Source organism: Streptomyces spongiicola (genome assembly GCF_003122365.1).
Classification (GTDB): domain Bacteria; phylum Actinomycetota; class Actinomycetes; order Streptomycetales; family Streptomycetaceae; genus Streptomyces; species Streptomyces spongiicola.
On sequence record NZ_CP029254.1, the window covers coordinates 1,452,637 to 1,475,486 of the forward strand.

Sequence of the window (22,850 nt, forward strand, 5' to 3'; positions counted from 1 at the left end):
CGGGTGGATCAGGCTTCGCGTCTGGGCACCGGGACCCGTACGAGGTCCCGGGCCACGGACAGTTCGCCCTCGAAGCCGGCGGCACGGGCCTGCCGCTCGAACTCGTCGGGTTCGCTGTAGCGCTGGGAGAAGTGTGTCAGTACGAGGTGCCGTACGCCCGCAGCGCGCGCCACGCGGGCCGCCTGTCCCGCCGTGAGATGACCGTGGTCGCCGGCGAGCGCGACGTCCTCGTCGAGGAACGTCGACTCGATCACCAGCATGTCGCAGCCCTCGGCCAGCTCGTACGCCCCGTCGCAGAGACGGGTGTCCATCACGAACGCGAAGCGCTGCCCCCGCCGCACCTCGCTGACGTCCTCCAGCGCGACCCCGCCGAGGACGCCCTCCCGCTGGATGCGGCCCACGTCGGGCCCCTCGATGCCGTGCGCGGCCAGGCGGGCGGGCAGCATGCGGCGTCCGTCGGGCTCGGTCAGCCGGTAGCCGAAGGACTCGACGGGGTGGTCGAGGCGGCGCGCCTCGAGCGTGTAAGAAGGCGTGTCGGCGATGACGCCGCCGCCCGCGACCGGGGCCTCGGTGAGGCGGACCGTCTCGCGGTAGGCCGTCGCGTACCGGAGCCGTTCGAAGAAGCGCTGCCCGCTCGCCGGGTAGTGGGCCGTGACCGGGTGCGGAACCTGGTCGAGGTTGATGCGCTGGATCACGCCCGCGAGGCCGAGGGAGTGGTCCCCGTGGAAGTGGGTGACGCAGATCCGGTCGATGTCGTGTGCGGCGACCCCGGCCCTCAGCATCTGCCGCTGGGTGCCCTCACCGGGGTCGAAGAGGATGCCCTCCCCGTCCCAGCGCAGCAGATAGCCGTTGTGGTTGCGGTGCCGGGTGGGCACCTGGCTGGCCGTGCCGAGCACGACCAGTTCGCGTACGGACAAGATGGGCTCCGTGCCTTTCGGTGCCTTTCGGCGCTGTTCAGTGGCGTTCGGTGCCGTCCGGTGCCTTTCGGTGCTGTTCGGTGGCGTCCGGTGCCGTCCGGTGCCGTCCGGCGCTTCAGCGCCTTGCGGTGCGCCGCTCTACCCGGGCGGCCACTGCAGACCGCGCCCGCCGAGGACGTGGGCGTGCGTGTGGAACACGGTCTGGCCGGCTCCGGCGCCGGTGTTGAAGACGATGCGGAAGCCGGAGGCGTCGACCTTGTCCATCGCGGCGACCTCGGCGGCCTCGCGCAGTATCTCGGCCGCCACGCCCGGCTCGGCCCCGGCGAGGGTGGCCGCGTCCGGATAGTGGACCTTGGGGATCACCAGCACATGCGTCGGCGCCTGCGGGTTGATGTCCCGGAAGGCGAGCGTGGTCTCCGTCTCGCGGACGACGGTGGCAGGCACCTCCCCCGACACGATCTTGCAGAACAGGCAGTCGGCTTGCGGTTCTCCCGCCATGGTCCGGGCCCCTTCACGACTCCGACGATCAGTGGAACTGCATGGTATCGGTGCCGGGGTGCGCCTTCTCCCGGTGCCGGGTGCGCCTCTTCCGGGTGCCCGGGTGCGCCTTCTCCGGGTGCCCGGGTGCGCCTTCTCCGGGTGCCGCGCGGCACGGGCCCGCGCCCCGGTCCCCCGGCAGGGCCGCTTGCCTCCCGGGGCATGCCTCGGACCCCTGCCCGGCTCCGGCCGGGGGTCGGCAGGGGGTCGGCAGGGACCTCCGGCGGCCCCTCGGCAGGCGGGCCTCCGAGCGGCAGGGGCCGGGATCTCCGGTAGGGGCGGCCGGGGGCACCTGGGCTGTGCGACCGGGAGTGCCCGGACGGGAGTGCCCGGACGGGGTGCGGCCTATCCGGCGGTGGTGCGGGTCTCGGTGACGGTGACGGTGACAGTCGCGGTGACCGTGGGACGCGGCGCCCCGCCGTTCCCCGGGGCGGGAGGGAACGACCACGGCGTCCTGGTGGCGGTGGGCAGCGGGGCGTTGCAGTCACCGAGGACGTAGGCGCGGAAGACCCGGCGGCCGTCGGACTTCGCCGTGAGGTCGCCGTGTACACACCTGCCGCCGATCTCCTGGGTGACCGTTCCGGTGATGGTGATCCTCGCGCCGTCGCCGGTCTCGCCCTCGCAGTCGACACCGGCCGCCGCGCGACCCGAAGGGGAGGCGCCGGTGGCGCTGTTGAGCCGCGCCGAGCAGCTGAGCCAGTGGACGGGGACACCCTCCTCCTCCAGCGCCCGCGTGCCCGCTCGGTCGGTGGTGTACGACACCGCCATGGCGCTCAGACCACCGGATGTCCCGGGGTCGCAGGCCACGAGGCCGGAAGCGGTCAGGGCCGCGCAGGCGGACGCGGTCAGGACACGGAGCGGGCGGGGGAGGCAGCGCAGGCGGAGAGGGGCCGTCATGGGCGGCAGCGTGCCAGGAGAGGGGGGAGCACGGTAGACCGTTTGCGGCCAACGGCCCCTTCACATAAGCCGGACGGGTGACACTCGCGGGCGCGACGCCACTCGGCGAGGCACCACCGCTCTCCCTGCTCCGGCCGGGGTCGGCTCGGCCGGGCCGCAGTCGGGGCCGGGCCGGGAAACCTTCGGGGCCGGGGCCGGGAACCCTCGGGGCGGGGGCTCGGGGTCGCGCCAGGGCCTCGGGCTCGGGCTCGGGCTAGAGACAGAGACAGAGACAGAGACAGAGACAGCAACAGGGACAGGGACAGGGGCAGGGGAGCGTTCGGGCGGCGCCCTCGCCGAAGGCGCAGCGGCGTACGCCTCCGGGAGGCCGGTCCCCGCCGGGGACCTCGCCGCTGCCGGCACCGGCCGGGGAGGGCCGCTCCGCCTTCTGCCCTCCGCCGCTCCGCCACCGGCCCGCCGCCGGCCCTCCGCCGGTCGTCCGCCGGTCGTAAGGAGCGGGCGCCCGCAGCCGCGGCGCACGGCGGAAGGCGTAGCGGTTCAGGACCAGCGGCCGGTGCGACCGAGCAGCAGGGCGGACGCCGCCGTCCCCGCGGTGGAGGTCCGCAGGACGCTCCTGCCCAGGCGGCAGGGCCTGGCGCCCGCCTCGGCGAACACGGCCGACTCCTCCGGCGAGACGCCCCCTTCGGGCCCGACGACCAGCACGATGTCCCCGGAGGACGGCAGTTGCGCGGTCGCGAGCGGTTCCGCGCCCTCCTCGTGCAGCACGACCGCGAGGTCCGCCCCTGCGAGCAGCCGGGCCACCTGCCCGGTCGTGGCCGCCTCGGCCACGTCGGGGAAGCGGAGCCGCCGTGACTGCTTGCCCGCCTCACGGGCCGTGGAGCGCCACCTGGCGAGGGACTTGGCGCCGCGGTCGCCCTTCCACTGCGTGATGCAGCGGGCGGCCGCCCACGGCACGATCACGTCGACGCCGGTCTCGGTCATCGTCTCGACGGCGAGTTCGCCGCGGTCTCCCTTGGGCAGGGCCTGGACGACGGTGATCCGGGGGGCGGGTTCCGGCTCCTCGCGCAGTTCCGTGACGGTGACGTCGAGGCGATCCCTGCCCTCGACTGCGGCGACGGTGCCGTAGCCTCCGGTGCCCCGGCCGTCGGTGAGGACGATCTGCTCCCCCACGCGCAGACGGCGCACGGAGACGGCGTGCCGCCCCTCGGGCCCGTCCAGGGTGACGGTGCCGGTGCGGACCTCTCCGACCAGGAAGACGGGGGCGGTCACGAAGGGTTCCGGAGCGCGAGGGCGGCGGCGGCCGCGGCGGTCTCTGCGGCGAGGACCTCGATGAGGCGCCCGGCGGGAAGGTAGCGGGCCAGGCGGTGACCCTGGCCGGCCCAGAGGGCCATGGCCTGCGGGTCGCCGGCCTTGGCAGCGGCCTTGCGCAGACCGGAGGTGAGGTGGTGCACCTCGGGGTAGGCGGCGGGCGCGTACGGCCCGTGTTCCCTCATGAACCGGTTGACGAGGCCGCGGGCGGGACGACCGGAGAAGGCCCGGGTCAGCTCGGTCCTGCCGAACAGCGGACTGGTCATGGCCTGCTTGTGCAACGCGTTCGCGCCGGACTCCGGGCACACCAGGAAAGCGGTGCCGAGCTGGGCCGCCTCGGCCCCCGCGGCCAGGACGGCGGCGATCTGCGAGCCGCGCATGATGCCGCCCGCCCCGACGATCGGCAGGCTCACGGCCTCGCGGATCTGCGCGATCAGCGCGAGCAGGCCGATGCCGGCGCCGTCGTCGGCCGGGTCGTCGCGGTGGGTGCCCTGGTGGCCGCCGGCCTCGACGCCCTGCACGCAGACGGCGTCGGCACCCGCGTGCTGCGCGGCCAGCGCCTCGTCGGCCGTGGTGGCGGTGACGACCGTGAGCGTCCCGGCGCGCCTCAGCCGGGCGACGGCCGCGGCGGTGGGGCAGCCGAAGGTGAACGACACCACGGGCACGGGGTCGTCCCGCAGGACGGCGAGCTTGGCCTCGTAGCCGTCGTCCCGGCCGGAGTCGGGATCGCCGAGCGGTGTGCCGTACCAGCCGGCCTCGCCGGCGAGCTGGTGCCGGTAGACGTCGACGGCCGCGGCGTCGGCGTAGGCGGGCTGCGGCATGAACAGGTTCACCCCGAACGGGCGCCCGGTGAGACCGCGAAGCTGTTTGATCTCCTGGTACATCCCGTCCGCGGTCTTGTAACCGGCGGCGAGGAACCCCAGTCCCCCCGCCTCGGACACGGCGGCGACGAGTTCCGGCCGGGAAGCGCCTCCCGCCATGGGGGCCTGCACGATCGGGTGACGGCAGAGATCGGTCAGCGCGGAGGACATGCCCGCATGGTGCCATGCCCCGCCCCCACGTCCGAATCCCGCCCTCCGGTACCCCGTGGCCGGCCCCGGGGCGCGACCGCCACCGGCACGGACGGGCGTGCGGGGCCGCGGCCCCGCACCGGGTGCCGACGCCGCCGGGGCCCGCGGGCGGGCACGGCGCCGTGCCGGTCACGACCCCGAGGGCCCGCCGGGACCCCGCCGGGACCCCGAGGCCCGCGGGGCGGCGTCACCTGCCGTTGAACGCGTCCTTGAGGCGGGAGAACAGCCCCTGCTGTCCCGGCTGGAACTGGCCCATGGGCCGCTCCTCGCCGCGGAGCTTCGCCAGCTCCCGCAGCAGGCGTTCCTGCTCGGGATCGAGCTTCCCGGGCGTCTGCACCTCGACATGGACGATCAGGTCGCCGCGCCCCCCGCCGCGCAGGTGGGTGACGCCCCGGCCGTGCAGCGGGATCGACTGGCCGGACTGGGTGCCGGGGCGGATGTCGATCTCCTCCACGCCGTCGAGCGTCTCCAGCGGCACCTTCGTGCCGAGGGCGCCCGCGGTCATGGGAATGGTCACCGTGCAGTGCAGATCGTCACCGCGGCGCTGGAACACCGGGTGCGGCAGCTCGTGGATCTCGACGTACAGATCGCCGGCGGGGCCGCCGCCCGGGCCCACCTCGCCCTCGCCCGCCAGCTGGATGCGGGTGCCGTTGTCCACTCCTGCCGGGATCTTCACGGTCAGGGTGCGGCGCGACCGGACCCGGCCGTCGCCGGCGCACTCCGGGCACGGGGTCGGGACGACGGTCCCGAAGCCCTGGCACTGGGGGCACGGCCGCGAGGTCATGACCTGGCCCAGGAAGGACCGGGTGACCTGCGACACCTCGCCGCGGCCGCGGCACATGTCGCACGTCTGCGCCGACGTACCGGGCGCGGCGCCCTCGCCCGAGCAGGTCGTGCACACGACGGCGGTGTCGACCTGGATGTCCTTCGTGGTGCCGAACGCGGCCTCGTTGAGCTCGACCTCCAGCCGGATCATGGCGTCCTGGCCGCGCCGCGTCCGCGACCTCGGCCCGCGCTGGGACGCGGTCCCGAAGAACGCGTCCATGATGTCGGAGAAGTTGCCGAAGCCGCCGGCGCCGAAGCCGCCCGCGGCGCCGCCGTTGGCAGCGGACAGCGGATCGCCGCCGAGATCGTAGACCTGCTTCTTCTGCGGGTCCGACAGCACCTCGTACGCGGCGTTGATCTCCTTGAAGCGCTCCTGCGTCTTCGGGTCCGGGTTCACGTCCGGGTGGAGTTCCCGCGCGAGCCGCCGGAAGGCCTTCTTGATCTCGTCCTGCGATGCGTCGCGGCGTACGCCGAGTACGGCGTAGTAGTCCGTGGCCACCTACGACTCCGCCAGGATCTGTCCGACGTAACGTGCCACTGCGCGTACCGCTCCCATCGTTCCGGGGTAGTCCATGCGGGTCGGTCCGACCACGCCGAGTTTGGCGACTGCCTCGTCGCCCGAACCGTAGCCGACCGCGACGACGGACGTGGAAGTGAGCCCCTCATGGAGGTTCTCGTGCCCGATCCGTACGGTCATGCCCGGGTCCTTGGCCTCTCCGAGCAGCTTCAGCAGCACGACCTGCTCCTCCAGTGCCTCCAGCACGGGCCGGATGGTGAGGGGGAAGTCGTGGGCGAAGCGCGTCAGATTGGCGGTGCCGCCGATCATCAGCCGTTCCTCGGTGTCCTCGACCAGCGTCTCAAGGAGGGTCGAGAGCACCGTCGTGACGGTGGCGCGGTCCTCCAGGTCGAAGGACTCCGGAAGGTCCTGAACCAGCTGCGGCACGTCGGTGAACCGCCGCCCGACGACCCGGCTGTTGAGCCGGGCCCGCAGGTCGGCGAGCGAGGTGTCGGAGAACGGCGCGGGGCAGTCGACGTGCCGCTGCTCGACCCGTCCGGTGTCCGTGATCAGCACCAGCATCAGCCGGGCCGGGGCCAGCGCCAGCAGCTCCACGTGCCGCACGGTGGAGCGGGTGAGCGAGGGGTACTGGACGACGGCGACCTGCCTGGTCAGCTGCGCCAGCAGCCGCACCGTGCGGGCGACGACGTCGTCGAGGTCGACGGCGCTCTCGAGGAAGTTCTGGATCGCGCGGCGCTCGGGCGACGACAGCGGCTTGACCCCGGCGAGCCTGTCCACGAACAGGCGGTAGCCCTTGTCCGTGGGGATGCGGCCGGCGCTGGTGTGGGGCTGGGCGATGTAGCCCTCGTCCTCCAGCACGGCCATGTCGTTGCGCACGGTCGCCGGCGACACGCCGAGCCTGTGCCGCTCGGTGAGGGCCTTGGAGCCGACGGGCTCCTCGGTGCCGACATAGTCCTGGACGATGGCGCGCAGCACCTCGAGTCTGCGTTCGCTGAGCATGGCGCACACCTCCAGCTTGGTTCCTCGGCGGTCCTTCGGCCCTGGTCTGGCACTCGGCCTCACTGAGTGCCAGCTTTCCCCGGCCCAGTGTACGGCCGGGAGGTACATCCCTAGCAAGGGCGGCCGGACACCCCGCCCCGCCGCGGCGGGGCGGGACGGCGCTCTTCGCTCCGGGATAGCGTCGCCGTATGGACGTCCGTTGGGAAGACTTCGGCTGGGAACGGCTCGCTCGCGGCGTGGGGCGGCGCCGACTGCCCGTCTGGGACGCGACGGCGGGACTGGTCGCCGGCGGGAGTGCGGCGCTCCTGTACGACACGGGCGCGACACTCCGCGAGGGGGAGGAGCTGCGGGCGCAGGCCGAGGCTCTGCTCGGCGGCCGGAGTGTGACGCACATCGCGCTCAGCCACCCCCACTTCGACCATGTGCTCGGCACCGCGGCGTTCCCGGAGGCCGAGGTGTACGGCGCGGTCGGTGTCGACGGGGTCCTGCTGCGGGACCGGGCCGTGCTCCGCGACGACGCGATCCGCCACGGGATGCCGCCGGAGGACGCGACGACGGCCGTCGACGCACTGGTCGTCCCGCGGCACACCGTCTCCGGCGAGTGGACGCTCGACCTCGGCGGCCTCCGGGTGATGCTGGCGAACGCCGGCCCGGGCCACAGCCGCCACGACCTGGTGCTGCTGGTGCCCGGCGACCGCGCGGTCGTCTTCTGCGGCGACCTGGTGGAGGAGTCGGGCGACCCGCAGGCCGGACCGGACGCCATCCCGTCCCGCTGGCCGGCGGCGCTGGACCGGCTGCTCGCCCTGGGCGGGGAGGACGCGGTGTACGTGCCGGGGCACGGGGCGGTGGTGGACGCCGCCTTCGTACGCGCCCAACGCGATGAACTGGCCCGGCGGTTCGGGGTGCCGTAGCGTCTGGCCGATGCGCAGCTACAGCCCCGATCTGACGCCCCCGTGGAAGCGGCCCGCCGCCGTGCCCGAGGTCCCCGCCGACCCCGGCCTGGTGGTCGAGGAGGTCACCACCGGCTTCTGCGGCGCGGTGGTCCGCTGCGAGGCGGGGGCGGTGACGCTGGAGGACCGCTTCGGCAAACACCGGGTGTTCCCGATGGAGCCACGGGGATTCCTGCTCGAGGGAAAGCCCGCCACCCTGGTCCGGCCCGCGTCCGGCGGGCCCGCCGGGCCCGCCCGCACGGCCTCCGGATCGATCGCGGTGCCCGGGGGGCGCGCCAGGGTCGCCCGCGCCGGCCGCATCTACGTGGAGGGCCGGCACGACGCGGAGCTGGTGGAGAAGGTCTGGGGAGACGACCTGCGCGTCGAGGGGGTGGTGGTCGAGTACCTGGAGGGGGTCGACGACCTGCCCGCCGTCGTCGCCGAGTTCGCCCCGGCCGCCGACGCGCGACTGGGCGTCCTCGTGGACCATCTGGTGCCGGGCTCCAAGGAGGCGCGTATCGCGGAGTCGGTGACCGACCCGCACGTCCTGGTGGCCGGCCACCCGTACATCGACGTGTGGGAGGCGGTGAAGCCGTCGTCCCTCGGCATTCCCGCCTGGCCGTCGGTGCCGCGGGGACAGGACTGGAAGACGGGCGTCTGCCACGCGCTCGGCTGGCCGCCGGACACGGGGGCCGCCTGGCGGCGCATCCTGTCCCGGGTGCAGAGCTACCGGGACCTGGAGCCGGCGCTGCTGGGACGGGTCGAGGAACTGATCGACTTCGTCACGGCCTGACCCGGGCCACTGCCGGAGCCGGATGCTGGCGCTGGAGCCGGGTGCTGGTGCTGGTGCTGGAGCCGGGTGCTGGTGCTGGAGCCGGGTGCTGGTGCGGAACACGCGCGGGGCCGAGAGCGAGCGAGCAACGCGGACCGGTCCGCTGCCGGATCCGGTCCCCGGACAGGACACCCGGGCAGGGCGTGTTGCGGCGGTAGCTCCGTCCGCCCCCAGAGCGGGGCGCGCGGCGCCCGGTGGGTGCGATCGCAGGGCGGAGGATCGCCCTCGTACTGGATGTACTGGATGTACTGGATGTACTGGACGTAATAGAAGTACTGGAAGTAGTGGTGGAAGCACTGGGATGGCTCGGACAACGCAGCGCGGGGGCCCTCCCGTACCCGAAGGCGAACGCCCTAGTCGCCGGTCGTGCCGTCGAGCATCTCGCGCAGGATGTCCAGATGGCCGTTGTGGCGGGCAGTCTCCTCGGTGAGGTGAAGGAGAATCCAGCGCAGGTCGACTCGGCGGCCGTCGCTCCGGACCCGCTTGGCCCGGCTGTCCAGGTCGTTCCCGGCGACCAGCTCGCGGTAGCGGGCGCTCTGCGCGGCGTACTCGTCGAGCAGCTGCTCCATCGGGAGGTCGACGGCGACACGCATCTCGCGGTCCGGGTCCTCCTCGGTCCAGGGGCCCTGGTCCTCCTCACCGAGGAAGACCACCTGGAACCAGTAGTACTCGACCCAGCGGAGATGGCTGATCAGTCCGCTCATCGTCATCAGCGGCGAGCCCGGCAGAAGCGCCTTGCGGGCGTCTTCCGCGGAGACGCCCGCGCACTTGACGCAGGCGGTGTCACGTGCGTAGTCGAGGAACGTGGTGAGCTGGGTACGTTCGTCCCAGGCGGGCGGCAGATCGCTGATTCTCGTCATCGCGCCAAGCGTCCCCGATCACGGCGGCCGTTGTCGACCGGTTTCGGGAAGGCCCGGACCGCTCCACCCGGGCCCCGGACCGCTCCACCCCGACACCGGGTCCGACCGGCCGCTTCGGCGGTTCGGTGCCCGGCGGGCCGCCCGGGTGGGTCATCGGGCGCCCGGCCGGTCGGTCCGTGAGCGGGACCCGGCGGAGAAGCCACCACAGATCCTCACCGTCAGTCCACCAGGTCCCGGACCACCGCGTCCGCCAGGAGCCGGCCGCGGAGCGTCAGTACCGCCCGGCCCGCGTGGTACGGCCCGGGCTCCAGCAGGCCGCTCTCCAGAGCGCGACGGGAGGCGTCGAGACCGGCCGGCCGCAGCAGGTCCAGCGGGCAGCCCTCGCGCAGCCGCAGTTCCAGCAGCACCCGCTCCACCCGCCGGTCCTCGTCCGGCAGGACCTCGCGCCCGGCGCCGGGCGAGCGGCCGCCGGCGAGCGCCGCCGCGTACGCGCCGGGGTGCTTCACGTTCCACCACCGCACCCCGCCCACATGGCTGTGGGCGCCCGGTCCGGCACCCCACCAGTCGGCGCCGCGCCAGTACAGCTCGTTGTGCAGGCAGCGCCCGCCCTCCGAGGCTGCCCAGTTGGAGACCTCGTACCAGTCGAAGCCCGCCGCGGCCAGCACCTCGTCGGCTGTGAGATAGCGGTCGGCGTGGACGTCGTCGTCCGTCATCGGCACCTCGCCGCGGCGGATCCGGTGGGCCAGCCGGGTGCCGTCCTCGACGATCAGTGCGTACGCGCTCACATGGTCGGGGCCCGCGCCCATCGCCGCGTCGAGCGAGGCCCGCCAGTCGTCGTCGCTCTCGCCCGGGGTGCCGTAGATGAGGTCGAGGTTCACGTGCTCGAAGCCCGCCGCCCGGGCCTCCGCGACACAGGCCTCCGGACGGCCCGGGGTGTGGGTGCGGTCGAGCACCCGCAGCACGTGCCGCCGGGCGCTCTGCATGCCGAAGGACACCCGGTTGAAGCCCCCCGCCCGCAGTTCGGCCAGGTAGGCCGGGTCCACGGACTCCGGGTTCGCCTCCGTGGTGATCTCCGCGCCGTCGGCGAGCCCGAACTCGTCGCGGACGGCGCCCAGCATCCGGACCAGGTCGGCGGCGGGCAGCAGGGTGGGTGTGCCGCCGCCCACGAAGACCGTCCTGACCTGCCTCGGATCGTCTCCGAGGACCTTGCGCGCGAGCCGGACCTCCTCCACGAGGGTGTCCGCGTAGTTGTCGCGGGAGGCCAGGACACCGCCGGTGCCGCGCAGCTCGCTCGCGGTGTACGTGTTGAAGTCGCAGTAGCCGCAGCGCGTGGCGCAGTAGGGGACGTGCAGATAGAACCCGAGGGGCCGGTCGCCCGAGGCCGCGAGGGCGTGCGTGGGCAGTGACCCGTCGAGGGGCACGGGCTCACCGTCAGGGAGTGCGGAAGGCATGCGTTCCATTGTCCGCTACGCACGGGGTGGCCCGGCCGGGACCGCCCGTCCCGGCGAGGAGCGGTCCGGCGGACGCGGGCCCGCGCCGGCGTCCCTCGCCCTCGTGTCCCCCTCACCGGCGTCGCCCCGCGCCCGTACCGGTCAGCGGCCGATCGGCGGCCGATCGGCGGGCCGGGAGCAACGGGCAGGTCAACGGGCCGGCAGCAGCGGGCAGGCCGGGAGCAACGGGCAGGTCAACGGGCCGGGAGCAGCGGGCCCGGGCCCCGGGCGGTTCGGCGGCCCGTCGCGGCAGGAGCCGGCCGACGGGCCGCCGAGCGGTGGTACCGCGCCCCGCCGAGCGGTGGTGCCGCACCTCACGGACGGGGTGCCGTACCCCGCGGGGGATCGGGCCACGCGCCCCTTGCGGGCAGTGGCGTCACGCCTCGCGCGCGCCCTCGTACATGCCTTCGATGAGGTCCTTGTACTCGCGCTCGACGACCGGGCGCTTCAGCTTGAGGCTGGGCGTCAGTTCGCCGTGCTCGACATCGAGGTCGCGCGGCAGCAGGCGGAACTTCTTGATGGTCTGCCAGCGCTGGAGCGTCTCGTTGAGCCGCTGCACATAGCCCTCGATGAGCCGCTCGGTCTGCGGGTCCGCGACGACCTCCGCGTACGGCTTGCCCCCCAGGCCGTTCTCCTCGGCCCAGCCGAGGACGGCGGCCTCGTCGAGCGCGATGAGCGCCGTGCAGTAGTTGCGGTCCGCGCCGTGCACCAGGATGTTCGACACGAACGGGCACACCGCCTTGAACCGGCCCTCGACCTCGGCCGGCGCGATGTACTTGCCGCCGGACGTCTTGATCAGGTCCTTCTTGCGGTCCGTGATCTTGAGATAGCCGTCGGGGGAGAGTTCGCCGATGTCACCGGTGTGGAACCAGCCGTCGGGCTCCAGGACCTCGGCCGTCTTCTCCGGCAGCCCGTGGTAGCCCTCCATGATCCCCGGGCCGCGCAGCAGGATCTCGCCGTCGTCCGCGATGCGCACCTCGCAACCGGGCAGCGGCTTGCCGACCGTGCCGGTGCGGTACGCCTCGCCGGGGTTGACGAAGGAGGCGGCACTGGACTCGGTGAGGCCGTAGCCCTCGAGGATGTGGATGCCTGCGCCGGCGAAGAAGAAGCCGATCTCGGGCGAGAGGGCGGCGGAGCCCGAGACCGCGGCCCGGAGGCGGCCGCCGAAGGCCTCGCGGAGCTTGGAGTAGACGAGCGCGTCGGCGGCCTTGTGCTTCATGGTGAGGCCGAGGGACGCCGAGGCGGTGCCGGTGCGGCGGTAGTTGTCCTGGGACTCCTTGGCGTACTCGCGCGCGACGCCGGCCGCCCACTGGAAGATCTTGTACTTGGCGGCTCCGCCGGCTCTCGCCTTGGCGGCGACGCCGTTGTAGACCTTCTCGAAGATGCGGGGCACGGCCGCCATGTACGTCGGCTGGACCACCGGAAGATTCTCGATGATCTTGTCGACCCGGCCGTCCACGGCGGTGACGTGGCCGACCTCGATCTGGCCGGAGGTGAGCACCTTGCCGAAGACGTGCGCCAGCGGCAGCCAGAGGTACTGGGTGTCCTCCTTGGTGACCAGCCCGGTCGAGGCGATCGCCTTGGCCATGTAGGACCAGTTGTCGTGCGGGAGCCGAACGCCCTTGGGGCGGCCCGTGGTACCCGAGGTGTAGATGAGGGTGGCGAGCTGGTCGGCGGTGATCGCCTCGACCCGCTCCTTGACCGCGCCGGGGTTCTCGGTGAGATGGCCGGCGCCGCGCGCCTCCAGCTCGGCGAGCGAGAGGACCCACCCCTCGGGGTCGCCCTCGGCCGGCTGCGCACCCGCCTCGTCGATCACGACCACATGTCTCAGCCGCGGCAGCTCGGCGCGCCGCTCGCGGGCCTTGGCCAGCTGGGCGGCGTCCTCGGCGATCAGCACCCCGCTCTCGGAGTCGGCCAGGATGTACGCGGACTCCTCCGCGTTCGTCTGCGGGTACACCGTCGTCGTGGCCGCGCCCGCGCAGAGGATGCCGAGGTCCGCCAGGATCCACTCGACCCGGGTGGACGAGGCGAGCGCCACCCGCTCCTCGGGGCGGACACCGAGTGCGATCAGTCCGGCGGCGATGGCGTAGACCCGATCGGCCGCATCCTGCCAGCTCAGCGACTTCCACTCGTCGGGCCCCTGCCCGAAGGCGGCGGGGACCGGATGGCGGTAGGCCTCCGCGTCGGGAGTGGCTGCCACGCGCTGGACGAAGAGCGTCGCCACGGAGGGCGGTCGGTTCTCGATCAGATTCTGTGTGTCGCTCACGACATCCTCCGGGCCTGCTGCGGTGTTGCTGCACGACTGGCTGATTGCCCCACTGGTCACAGTTGTTTAACTCGCGAGTAACCCTCGGGCCTGATCAGGGTAGAGCGCCGCGCTGCGCCGCGTAAGGGGCCGCAGGCTGCCGCTTGATAACGAACGGGCCCGTGTACCGGGGGTACACGGGCCCGTCGGGGCGCCTCGGACGAGCGGGGGCGACTGGTGCTTTCGCGCTACCCCCGCACTGCCTCTTCCCGCTTCTCCCTCTTTCTCAGCCTTGCCGCCCGCTACCTCCGAGCCTTGCCGCCCGCTACTTCTTCGCCTTGCCGCCCGCGGAGTCGTCACTCGACAGCACGGCGATGAACGCCTCCTGCGGCACCTCCACCGAGCCGACCATCTTCATCCGCTTCTTGCCTTCCTTCTGCTTCTCCAGCAGCTTCCGCTTTCGGGAGATGTCACCGCCGTAGCACTTGGCGAGCACGTCCTTGCGGATGGCCCGGATCGTCTCGCGGGCGATGACGCGGGAGCCGATGGCCGCCTGGACCGGCACCTCGAAGGCCTGGCGCGGGATGAGCTCCTTGAGCTTGGCGACGAGCCGGACGCCGTACGCGTACGCCTGGTCCCGGTGGGTGATGGCCGAGAAGGCGTCGACCTTGTCGCCGTGCAGCAGGATGTCCACCTTCACCAGCTGGGCGTCCTGCTCGCCGGTGGGCTCGTAGTCCAGGGAGGCGTAACCGCGGGTCTTGGACTTCAGCTGGTCGAAGAAGTCGAAGACGATCTCGGCGAGGGGAAGGGTGTACCGGATCTCCACCCGGTCCTCGGAGAGGTAGTCCATGCCGAGCATCACGCCGCGGCGGCTCTGGCAGAGCTCCATGATCGATCCGATGAACTCGCTCGGCGCCAGGATCGTCGCGCGCACGACCGGCTCGTGGACGTCGGAGATCTTGCCCTCGGGGAACTCGCTCGGGTTGGTGACGGTGTGCTCGGTGCCGTCCTCCATGACCACCCGGTAGACCACGTTCGGAGCGGTCGCGATCAGGTCCAGGCCGAACTCGCGCTCCAGGCGCTCCCGGATGACGTCGAGGTGGAGCAGTCCGAGGAAGCCGACGCGGAAGCCGAAGCCCAGGGCGGCGCTCGTCTCCGGCTCGTAGACCAGCGCGGCGTCGTTGAGCTGCAACTTGTCGAGCGCGTCGCGCAGCTCGGGGTAGTCCGACCCGTCGAGCGGGTAGAGGCCCGAGAACACCATCGGCTTCGGGTCCTTGTAGCCGCCGAGAGCCTCGGTGGCGCCCTTGGTCTGCTGGGTGATGGTGTCGCCGACCTTCGACTGGCGGACGTCCTTCACACCGGTGATCAGGTAGCCGACCTCGCCCACGCCGAGGCCGTCGGCCGCCAGCATCTCCGGGGAGTTGGTACCGATCTCCAGCAGCTCATGGGTCGCGCCGGTGGACATCATCCGGATCCGCTCGCGCCTGTTGAGCTGGCCGTCCACGACACGTACATAGGTGACGACGCCCCGGTAGGAGTCGTACACCGAATCGAAGATCATCGCGCGGGCGGGGGCGTCCTTGACGCCGACCGGGGCCGGCACCTCCCGCACCACCCGGTCCAGCAGGGCTTCCACACCCGTGCCCGTCTTGGCCGAGACCCGCAGGACGTCCGAGGGATCGCACCCGATGAGGTTGGCGAGCTCCTCGGAGAACTTCTCCGGCTGCGCGGCCGGCAGGTCGATCTTGTTGAGCACCGGGACGATGGTGAGTTCGTTCTCCATCGCCAGATAGAGGTTGGCGAGGGTCTGCGCCTCGATGCCCTGTGCCGCGTCCACCAGCAGGATCGTGCCCTCGCACGCGGCCAGCGACCGGGACACCTCATAGGTGAAGTCGACGTGGCCCGGAGTGTCGATCATGTTGAGGATGTGGGTACGGCCCTGCTCGTCGCCCGTGGTGGGCGCCCAGGGCAGACGCACCGCCTGGGACTTGATCGTGATGCCGCGCTCACGCTCGATGTCCATGCGGTCCAGGTACTGGGCGCGCATCTGCCGCTGCTCGACCACACCGGTCAGCTGGAGCATCCGGTCGGCAAGCGTCGACTTGCCGTGGTCGATGTGCGCGATGATGCAGAAGTTGCGGATCAGCGCCGGGTCCGTACGGCTCGGCTCGGGCACATGGGGAGGGGTCGCGGGCACGCAGGGTCCTGATTCTTGAGCGCCGAGCGCTCGTCTCGGGTCGATGTCGGATCGATACGCAGCCTCCATGCTCCCACGGCTGCGGGGCTGCGCCCGGTTTGGGCCGGCCGGAGCGGCACTGGTAGGCTGGCCAGCTGTGTCTCGCGTGTCCTCTCCGGAGGCACCTCCCACGCCCGGAAGGGTCATGCGCTCGGAAGAGCCGTGTCCTCGGAAGGCCGTCCCGGAAGGTCGTGGGTGAGGGGCACGCCTTCAAAGACCGTCAATCCTGAAAAGGCTCTTTCGTGGCGAACATCAAGTCCCAGATCAAGCGGAACAAGACGAACGAGAAGGCGCGCCTGCGCAACAAGGCCGTCAAGTCCTCGCTCAAGACCGCGATCCGCAAGGCCCGTGAGGCTGTCGCCGCCGGCGACGTCGAGAAGGCCACCGTGGCCACCCGCGAGGCGTCCCGCAAGCTCGACAAGGCCGTCTCCAAGGGTGTCATCCACAAGAACGCCGCCGCCAACAAGAAGTCGGCGCTGGCGTCCAAGGTTGCCTCCCTCCAGGGCTGAGCTCCCGCCCCGGGTGCCCCCGGGACCTCCGGCAGCCGCCCCCCTGGGGGTGACCCGCCGGACGACTTGACCGCCGGACCGGACCAGACGGGCCCTCTCTCATCCGTCCCCGGACCCCGGCACCCCGGATTCGCACGCGGCCTGCGTTCGCCACGCGGGTGCGAATCCAACGGCTTTCCCGGCCCCGGCCGGACCCGAAGACCCCGCTTCCCCGTTCCTCCCCGGTTCGGGAGGGCGGGGTCTTCGCGTTTGCGTCCGACCGCGGGCTCGGGGCCGAGCACCCGGTCGGACCCGGCGTGAGGTGGCGGCGGCCGCGGGCGGCGGCTTCCGGGGTACGGACATGGCGGCACCGGGCAGCGGGGGCGTGAGGCCGGGAAGCAGCAGGGCACGGAGAGCAGGGCGGGAGCGGCGACGGCAGAGAGGGCGGAGAACGGAGATACGGAGAGGGCGGAACACGGAGGTACGGAGAGGGCGGGTACGGGGAGGGCGCGCGGCCGGGACCCGGAAGGACCGGCCAGAGGAACCTGCCGGGACTGGGCCAAGAGGACGGGTCACGAGGACCGGTCACGGGGACGGGGCCACGAGGGCGGGCATGAGCCGGCCCGAGCCTGAACGCGCATGGCGCGGGGACAGGGCGGGCGGGCCGCGCCGGGGAGGGTCAGCGGCGCAGGCGGGCCGCGCGGGCGATCGTCACCACCGCCTTCTCCAACGCGTACTCCGGGTCGTCACCGCCTCCCTTCACCCCGGCGTCCGCCTCCGCCACGGCGCGCAGGGCGAGGGCCACGCCGTCCGGCGTCCAGCCGCGCATCTGCTGGCGGACACGGTCGATCTTCCACGGCGGCATGCCGAGTTCGCGCGCGAGATCCGCCGGGCGGCCGCCACGGGCCGACGACAGCTTGCCGATCGCCCGTACCCCCTGCGCCAGCGCGCTGGTGATGAGGACGGGCGCGACACCGGTCGACAGCGACCAGCGCAGTGCCTCCAGCGCCTCAGCCGCACGTCCCTCGACCGCTCGATCGGCCACGGTGAAGCTGGACGCCTCCGCACGACCGGTGTGGTAGCGGCCGACGACGGCCTCGTCGACCGTGCCCTCGACATCCGCGACCAGTTGCGAGACGGCGCTCGCCAGCTCCCGGAGGTCGCTGCCGATGGCGTCGACGAGGGCCTGGCATGCCTCGGGGGTCGCGGACCGTCCCAGCGTGCGGAACTCGGAGCGCACGAAGTTCAGTCGCTCGGCCGGCTTCGTCGTCTTGGGGCAGGCCACCTCGCGCGCGCCCGCCTTGCGTGCCGCGTCGAGCAGTCCCTTCCCCTTCGCGCCGCCCGCGTGCAGCAGAACCAGCGTGATCTCGTCGACCGGTGCGGAGAGGTGGGCCTTGACGTCCTTGACCGTGTCCGCGGAGAGGTCCTGCGCGCTCCGGACGACGACGACCTTGCGTTCGGCGAAGAGCGAGGGGCTCGTCAGCTCGGCGAGCGTGCCGGGCTGGAGTTGGTCGGGGGTGAGATCCCGGACGTCCGTGTCGGCGTCGGCGGCCCGGGAGGCCGCCACCACCTGCTGCACGGCACGGTCAAGCAGCAGATCCTCCTGGCCCACCGCGATCGTGACGGGGGCGAGGGGGTCGTCGTCGGTGTTCTTCCTGGTGGCCATCGCGGTCCAGCATCCCACGGGCCACCGACACCGAGGCCCCTGCCCGGCGCTCGCTGTGCCGGCACCGACGGCCCAGTCCGGCGCTCGCCGCCCCTGCCCCGGAACCGGCACCGGCACCGGCACCGGGGCGAAGCAAGCCCCTCCCGGCCCCGGAACGCAGTCCTCGAACGGTAGGTACGCGCACGGTACGCAGACGTTCGACGGGTGTTCGACGGGCGGGCTGCCGGAGCCGCTAGAGTTCCTCCCGCCAGCCGTCCCAGCCGGCCACGAAGTCGTCCAGTTCGGCGGGGCTCAGCCTGGCTTCCGGGTCCTCGACGACCACGAGCCACTGTGCGTCCTCCGCATCGTCCTCCCCCGCCAGGGCGTCGCGCACCAGCCGGGGCTCGTCGTCCACGCCGAAGCGATCCCCGATCGCCTCGAGGACCTCTTCTGCGGCGTCACGGTCCGGCAGGACGAGCACATGTCTCACATCACTCACCGCCACATTGTGCCGCGCTCCCGGCGAGCGCCCTGCCGTCCCGGCGGCGGCGAGGAGAGGCGAGCGGTGCCCCGGGGGCGTCGCGGTGTTCCCCCGGCACGGACCGCGCCGGCCCCTGCCAAGGGGCTCGCGGCACCTCCGAGTCGGCCCGGGCCGGGGCGGTCGGCCCCGATGCGGCGGGGGACAGTGCCCACGGCCTCCGGCCGGGAGGCCGCCTTGCCGCGGGGAAGGCCTCGCTGTGTTCGCGGGTGCGGTCCCTGCCGCAGGCGCTGACCGCACCCGCCATACGTCACAGGTCCTAGGACGTCGGGCGGAGCCGCCTCCGTCCGCTGCCCGACGTGCCGGAACGCACCCGCGGCGTACGCTCTCAGGTCATGACGAGCCCCGAGCCGGTCCGCAACCGTGCGCAGCGTAGGAAGGACACCCTCAGCCGACTGACGCAGGACCGTGATGCCTGGGTCGCCACCTCATCGGCGAACGGCAGGCCCGCACTCGTGCCGCTGTGGTTCCTGTGGGACCGGGGCACCCTGCTGATGTGCACCCGGCGCGACACCGTGACCGCCCGCAATCTGACACCGCGCGGCGAGGCCGTCGTCACCGTCGGCCCGGCCACTGACGTCGTGCACCTGTCCGGCACCGCCGAGATCGTGGAATGCGACGCCCTGGCGGCCGACTCCGCCCGTGCGTTCTCGGCGAAGCTCGGTTGGGACCCGCGCGACGGGGCCCAGTGCGTCTTCCTCCGGATCATCCCTCACACGGTCAAGGCCTGGCGGGAGGAGAACGAGCAGTCGGGCCGTCTGCTGATGCGCGGCGGACAGTGGCTGGACTGACGGAGCCGTTCATGACGCCCTCGAAGTCCGGGAGCCGCGTGCTACTGCTCGCAGATCTCCTCCAGAGCCCATGACCGCGATCGCCCCGTCCCTGTCGGTACGCAGCACCAAGGCGCCCTGGGACCGCAGAGCGGCGACCGTCCGGGCCGACGGATGCCCGTACGGGTTGCCCCGGCCGCAGGAGATGAGCGCCAGCCGAGGCCGGGCCGCCGCGAGCAGAGCCGGATGCTGGAAGGCCGACCCGTGGTGCGCGACCTTGAGCACGTCGACGCGTGGGAGGGCCGGATGGGCCCTCATCAGCCCCTGCTGCGCGGGGGGTTCCAGATCCCCGAGGAGCAGCAGCGACACACCCGCTTCCGTCCGCGCGAGCAGGGTGACGCTCGCGTCGTTGGGCTCCGAAGGATTAGTGCCGGTTCCCGTCCCGGGCACGGGCCAGAGCACCTGCCAGGTGAGGCCTCCCACACGCCGTCGCTCCCCCGGTCCTGGACGGATCAGCGGCACACCGGCGGCCTCCGCGGTCCGGTGCACGAACTCGGCCTGGTCGCGCGGCTCTTCGAGGCCGGTCGTCTGGATGGCGCCGACGCTTCTGCCCCGCAGGGCGCCGGGCAGCCCCGCCACATGATCGGCGTGAAAGTGGGTCAGCAGGAGCAGAGGCACCCTCCTGACGCCCAGTTCGTGGAGGCATCGGTCGGTCAGCGCCGGGTCGGGGCCGGCGTCCACCACCACGGCCGTCCCCTTACCCGCAGCCAGAACCGCGGCGTCGCCCTGGCCGACGTCGCACACGGCGAACGACCAGTCAGGCGGCGGCCATCCGGTGACGATCCTGGTCAGCGAAGGCGGCCGCAGCACCACGAGGACGAGGAGGAGGGCGCATCCCACGGCGGGCCAGGGGCCCCGGAGCAGGCGGCGCACCATCAGCACCCCCGCAGCGGTGACCGCGGCCAGCAGCAGCGCGCCCCACCAGCCACCGGGCCACTCGGCCTGTGCGCCGGGGAGACCGGCGCCGGTACGGGCGACTCCGGCGATCCACTGGACCGGCCAGCCGGCACAGCGTGCCAGCAGTTCGGCGGCCGCCGTCGAGACGGGTGCGGCGGCGAGCGCCGCGAACCCGAGCACCGTGGCGGGCGCCACGGCAGGCTCGGCGAGGAGACCGCAGGGGATCGCCACGAGACTGATCCGCTCGGCGAACACGACCACGACCGGTGCGCACACCGCCTGCGCCGCGGCGGCAGCGGCGAGTGCCCCCGCGCATCGAGCCGGCACTCCGCGCTGCCGCAGGCCGGTGCTCCAGCGCGGGGCAAGGGTGAGGAGTGAACCCGTGGCCAGCACGGAGAGCAGGAACCCGAAGGTACGGGCCGACCAGGGGTCCCACAGCACCAGCAGCAGCACGGCCGCCGCCAGGGCCGGGAGCAGCGATCTGCTCCGCCCGGTGCCGATGGCCAGGAGAGTGATCGCCCCGCACGCCGCGGCGCGCAGCACGCTCGGTTCCGGCCGGCACACCACCACGAACCCCAGCGTGAGCGCGCCGCCGAACAGCGCGGTCGCACGCAGTGAGATACCCAACCGGGGAGCCAGACCGCCCCGTTCCGCCCTCAGTGCCCTTCCCGGTGGGCCGATGAGCAGGAACAGGACGATCGCCAGGTTGCTTCCGGAGACGGCCAGCAGATGAGTGAGATCCGTCGCCTTGAACGCCTCCTGCAGTTCGGTCCCGATGCGGGAGGTGTCGCCGACGACGAGCCCCGGAAGGAGGGCACGTGCGTCCGGTGGCAGTCCGTCGGTGGCCTGCCTCAGCCCCGCGCGCAGGTCCCCCGCCACGCGCTGCGCCGTGGTCGGCGGCCCCGTGATCCGGGGCGGTCCCGTGCCTCCGGCCCGTAGTACGGCCGCGAACCGGCCCTCCCCCTCCGGCGGCGGCTCGGCCCGGGCGGAGAGCGTGAGCCGCGTCGACGGCAGCAGCTCCAGCCATGCGCCGGCCGCCGCCCCGGGCCGGACGATCACCAGCACCGGCGCCCTGGTGGCCACCGGCTCCCCGTGCGCAGTGCTGACCCGGACGACCTGTGCCTCCAGCAGGACGGCCGGCTGTGCCGCACGATCACCCCATGTCCGAGGGCGGGTCGTGCGCGGATCGGTGACGACGGTCAACTCTGCCGTGATCGAGCCGTACTTGCCCGCCGCCTCGGGCACCGGCCCCCGGTACAGGTCCGCGCCGCGCAGTGCGCCGGCGGCCGTGCCGGCGGCTGTGCACAGCAGCACCGCGGCGGCGGCGACCCTGTTGCCGGCGCCATTCCAGGGGCGGCGGCGCGCCGCCCCGACGGTCAGGGGCAGCAGCAGCGCGCCCGCTGCCGCGAGGCAGCCCAGCACCGTCGCACCCGGCCAGGGCGGCCGAGCCGTCAGACCGGCAGCCGCGGCGCCCCAGGCGGCGAGCGCGGGCAGCACCAGACGCAGATCGGCCGGGCGTTCCTCCAGGACATCGGCCGCCTCCGGCCGTGGCTCGGCCTCGGGGACACCCGCTGCGGTCATGGTCATGGCCGCACCAGCGGTTGCAGCTCCTCGAACCGGCGGTCCCCGATGCCCTTCACCTCGCGGAGTTCGCCGACCGAGCGGAAGCCGCCGTGCTCTGCTCGGTAGTCCACGATGTGCCGGGCGAGCACCGGGCCCACGCCCGGCAGGGTGTCGAGTTGCTCCACCGTGGCGGTGCTGAGGCTGAGCGGCCCTCCGCCCGGAACACCCCCGCCCGCCGGCCCCTGCGGTCCCGGAGCAGGCCCGCCGGGAGCCTGCGGGACGCCCACGGCCACCTGCTCGCCGTCCACGAGCACCCGCGCCCGGTTGAGGCCGGCGAGGTCGGTGCCGGCCCTGACCCCGCCCGCCGCCCGCAGCGCGTCGGCGACCCGTGCCCCCGCCGGGAGGTGGAGGACGCCCGGGCGCAGGACCTTGCCGCTCACATCGACGACGATGCGCCCGGTGGGCTCCCGCGTGGGCGGTGGGCCCGGCGAAGGCCCCGGCGCGGCCGCCTCCGGCGCGGGAGGTGTGCTCCCGGCCAACTGCGGCGCGGGCACCGGCTCCGGTCGGCCGACCCGGAAGTGCTGCACGGCGAAGGCCACCCCGAGGACCAGGACCACCACGAGGGCGGCCAGCGTCCTCGGCGCCAGCCCGCAGCGCAGCCGCACCCACGACGGCAAACGCTCCCCCACGGCCAGCCGTGTCCGCTCACGCAGCGAAAGCCCGATGCCGGTCGGCCGCGCCGGCGGTGACAGCCGTGGCAGCCGTGACAGCTGTGACGGATCGCTCGAGCCGGGCGGTGGCGCGGCCCGGCGACGCCCCCGCTCCGGCGAAGCGGCGGACTCCCCCATCTCGTCCGACCCGGCGGCCGCCCGGCCCCGTACCCGCACCGGTGCCGGTGCCGGTACCGGTACCGGTACCGGCCCGGCGGTCGGCTCCCGGAGATGTCCTGGCGGCGGTCCGGTCCCCGTGCGGGGCGTGTCCGACGTCGGGAAGAGGGCTTGGGCCCGCGACCTCACGGCCGACGACGGTGCCGTGTGCGGGACCGGGGATGCGGTGGACGAGGCCGGCACCGGACCCTTCCCCGGCCGCAAGCGCTGCCGGCGGTGACGGGCACGGCCGTCCGAGGCGGGAGCACGGCCCGGGCCGCTCGTCGCGGAGCGTGATCGGTGAGTCATGGGACCCGACGTTAGGCAGTGCCGCACGACCCTGCTGAGCAGCATCGATTCC

At 73.3% G+C, this 22,850-nt stretch carries 19 protein-coding genes; 4 read left to right on the plus strand and 15 right to left on the minus strand.

Features of this window, described 5'->3' with window-relative positions:
• Nucleotides 1-8: 8 nt before the first annotated feature.
• The 7 genes from DDQ41_RS06335 to hrcA form a co-directional block, all read right to left on the minus strand.
• Entirely contained in the window at nt 9-917 is a 909-nt protein-coding gene (locus DDQ41_RS06335; RefSeq protein WP_109293591.1) for a ribonuclease Z, read from the minus strand.
• Nucleotides 918-1,055: 138 nt separating this feature from the next.
• Nucleotides 1,056-1,415: a histidine triad nucleotide-binding protein gene (locus tag DDQ41_RS06340; RefSeq protein ID WP_109293592.1), complete on the minus strand. Its 360-nt coding sequence runs from the start codon at nt 1,413-1,415 to the stop codon at nt 1,056-1,058.
• Nucleotides 1,416-1,799: 384 nt separating this feature from the next.
• Nucleotides 1,800-2,351, minus strand: a complete 552-nt coding sequence (locus DDQ41_RS06345; RefSeq protein ID WP_245990991.1) for a hypothetical protein — start codon at nt 2,349-2,351, stop codon at nt 1,800-1,802.
• 537 nt (nt 2,352-2,888) lie between these two features.
• Nucleotides 2,889-3,620 (minus strand): 16S rRNA (uracil(1498)-N(3))-methyltransferase, encoded by a 732-nt coding sequence (locus tag DDQ41_RS06350; protein WP_109293593.1) that lies wholly within the window; start codon nt 3,618-3,620, stop codon nt 2,889-2,891.
• Nucleotides 3,617-4,690: a nitronate monooxygenase gene (locus DDQ41_RS06355; protein WP_109293594.1), complete on the minus strand. Its 1,074-nt coding sequence runs from the start codon at nt 4,688-4,690 to the stop codon at nt 3,617-3,619. The genes DDQ41_RS06350 and DDQ41_RS06355 overlap by 4 nt, the downstream gene beginning before the upstream one ends.
• A gap of 226 nt (nt 4,691-4,916) precedes the next feature.
• Nucleotides 4,917-6,053: a molecular chaperone DnaJ gene (gene dnaJ, locus DDQ41_RS06360; RefSeq protein ID WP_109293595.1), complete on the minus strand. Its 1,137-nt coding sequence runs from the start codon at nt 6,051-6,053 to the stop codon at nt 4,917-4,919.
• Complete coding sequence (hrcA, locus tag DDQ41_RS06365; protein WP_109293596.1) at nt 6,054-7,070, minus strand: heat-inducible transcriptional repressor HrcA; 1,017 nt, start codon at nt 7,068-7,070, stop codon at nt 6,054-6,056.
• 188 nt (nt 7,071-7,258) lie between these two features.
• Here hrcA and DDQ41_RS06370 point away from each other — a divergent pair, with 188 nt between their 5' ends.
• Together DDQ41_RS06370 and DDQ41_RS06375 are read left to right on the plus strand one after the other, a co-directional pair.
• A complete protein-coding gene (locus tag DDQ41_RS06370) occupies nt 7,259-7,981 on the plus strand; it encodes an MBL fold metallo-hydrolase (RefSeq protein ID WP_109293597.1) in 723 nt (240 codons plus the stop codon).
• Between the two features lie 10 nt (nt 7,982-7,991).
• The gene (locus DDQ41_RS06375; RefSeq protein WP_109293598.1) at nt 7,992-8,792 is read left to right on the plus strand and encodes a DUF3097 domain-containing protein; all 801 of its coding nucleotides are present in this window, start codon (nt 7,992-7,994) and stop codon (nt 8,790-8,792) included.
• A gap of 392 nt (nt 8,793-9,184) precedes the next feature.
• Here DDQ41_RS06375 and DDQ41_RS06380 read toward each other — a convergent pair whose 3' ends face one another.
• The 4 genes from DDQ41_RS06380 to lepA all read right to left on the minus strand — a co-directional run bounded on the left by DDQ41_RS06380 (nt 9,185) and on the right by lepA (nt 15,623).
• Nucleotides 9,185-9,691: a DinB family protein gene (locus DDQ41_RS06380; protein ID WP_109293599.1), complete on the minus strand. Its 507-nt coding sequence runs from the start codon at nt 9,689-9,691 to the stop codon at nt 9,185-9,187.
• A gap of 218 nt (nt 9,692-9,909) precedes the next feature.
• Nucleotides 9,910-11,142, minus strand: a complete 1,233-nt coding sequence (hemW, locus tag DDQ41_RS06385; protein ID WP_109293600.1) for a radical SAM family heme chaperone HemW — start codon at nt 11,140-11,142, stop codon at nt 9,910-9,912.
• Between the two features lie 415 nt (nt 11,143-11,557).
• Nucleotides 11,558-13,447, minus strand: a complete 1,890-nt coding sequence (locus tag DDQ41_RS06390; RefSeq protein ID WP_162602622.1) for an AMP-dependent synthetase/ligase — start codon at nt 13,445-13,447, stop codon at nt 11,558-11,560.
• A gap of 304 nt (nt 13,448-13,751) precedes the next feature.
• Nucleotides 13,752-15,623 carry a translation elongation factor 4 gene (lepA, locus tag DDQ41_RS06395; RefSeq protein ID WP_109293602.1) on the minus strand — a complete coding sequence of 624 codons (1,872 nt, stop codon included), beginning with the start codon at nt 15,621-15,623 and terminating at the stop codon, nt 13,752-13,754.
• Between the two features lie 281 nt (nt 15,624-15,904).
• Here lepA and rpsT point away from each other — a divergent pair, with 281 nt between their 5' ends.
• On the plus strand, nt 15,905-16,171 hold the full coding sequence (rpsT, locus tag DDQ41_RS06400) for a 30S ribosomal protein S20 (RefSeq protein ID WP_109293603.1): 267 nt from the start codon (nt 15,905-15,907) through the stop codon (nt 16,169-16,171).
• Between the two features lie 658 nt (nt 16,172-16,829).
• Here the strand turns inward: rpsT and holA are convergent.
• Together holA and DDQ41_RS06415 are read right to left on the minus strand one after the other, a co-directional pair.
• On the minus strand, nt 16,830-17,816 hold the full coding sequence (gene holA / locus DDQ41_RS06405) for a DNA polymerase III subunit delta (protein WP_109293604.1): 987 nt from the start codon (nt 17,814-17,816) through the stop codon (nt 16,830-16,832).
• A gap of 232 nt (nt 17,817-18,048) precedes the next feature.
• Complete coding sequence (locus tag DDQ41_RS06415; RefSeq protein WP_109297574.1) at nt 18,049-18,294, minus strand: hypothetical protein; 246 nt, start codon at nt 18,292-18,294, stop codon at nt 18,049-18,051.
• Between the two features lie 374 nt (nt 18,295-18,668).
• On the opposite strand from DDQ41_RS06415, the gene DDQ41_RS06420 reads away from it, so the two are divergent.
• Entirely contained in the window at nt 18,669-19,124 is a 456-nt protein-coding gene (locus DDQ41_RS06420; protein ID WP_109293605.1) for a pyridoxamine 5'-phosphate oxidase family protein, read from the plus strand.
• 9 nt (nt 19,125-19,133) lie between these two features.
• Here the strand turns inward: DDQ41_RS06420 and DDQ41_RS06425 are convergent, their stop codons facing one another.
• Both DDQ41_RS06425 and DDQ41_RS32875 read right to left on the minus strand, forming a co-directional pair.
• Nucleotides 19,134-21,647, minus strand: a complete 2,514-nt coding sequence (locus DDQ41_RS06425) for a ComEC/Rec2 family competence protein (RefSeq protein ID WP_109293606.1) — start codon at nt 21,645-21,647, stop codon at nt 19,134-19,136.
• Complete coding sequence (locus tag DDQ41_RS32875; RefSeq protein WP_316681489.1) at nt 21,644-22,312, minus strand: ComEA family DNA-binding protein; 669 nt, start codon at nt 22,310-22,312, stop codon at nt 21,644-21,646. The genes DDQ41_RS06425 and DDQ41_RS32875 overlap by 4 nt, the downstream gene beginning before the upstream one ends.
• Nucleotides 22,313-22,850: the final 538 nt, after the last annotated feature.